The sequence below is a fragment of the Paracoccus sp. S4493 genome (genome assembly GCF_000967735.1).
Taxonomy (GTDB): domain Bacteria; phylum Pseudomonadota; class Alphaproteobacteria; order Rhodobacterales; family Rhodobacteraceae; genus Paracoccus; species Paracoccus marcusii.
On record NZ_JXYF01000472.1, the window covers coordinates 1 to 342 of the forward strand.

1 protein-coding gene is annotated in these 342 nt (G+C 72.5%); it reads left to right on the top strand.

The features are described from left to right. Positions 1-342: ATP-binding cassette domain-containing protein (locus TW83_RS18545; protein WP_045984265.1), on the top strand; the 342-nt coding region annotated here is incomplete at both ends.

The window sequence follows — 342 nt, forward strand, 5'->3', positions numbered from 1 at the left end:
GGGGTCGGGCCGGACCGAGATCTTCGACCGACTGTTCGGCCTGTCGGCCGAGACGGCCGGCACCGTGACCATCGACGGGCGCCCCGCCCGCATCACCACCCCGCGCGAGGCGATCGAGGCCGGGCTGGCCTATGTGACCGAGGACCGCAAGCGGTCCGGCCTGGTCCTGACCGGCGACGTGCGCGAGAACCTGTGCCTGGCCACGCTGGACCGCATGTCCGCGGGCCCGGTGATGAACGCCCGCGCCGAGGGCCGCGCCGCCACCAGGATGATCGAAACGCTGAACATCCGCACCGCGTCGGACCGGCTGAACGTCGCGCATCTGTCGGGCGGCAACCAGCA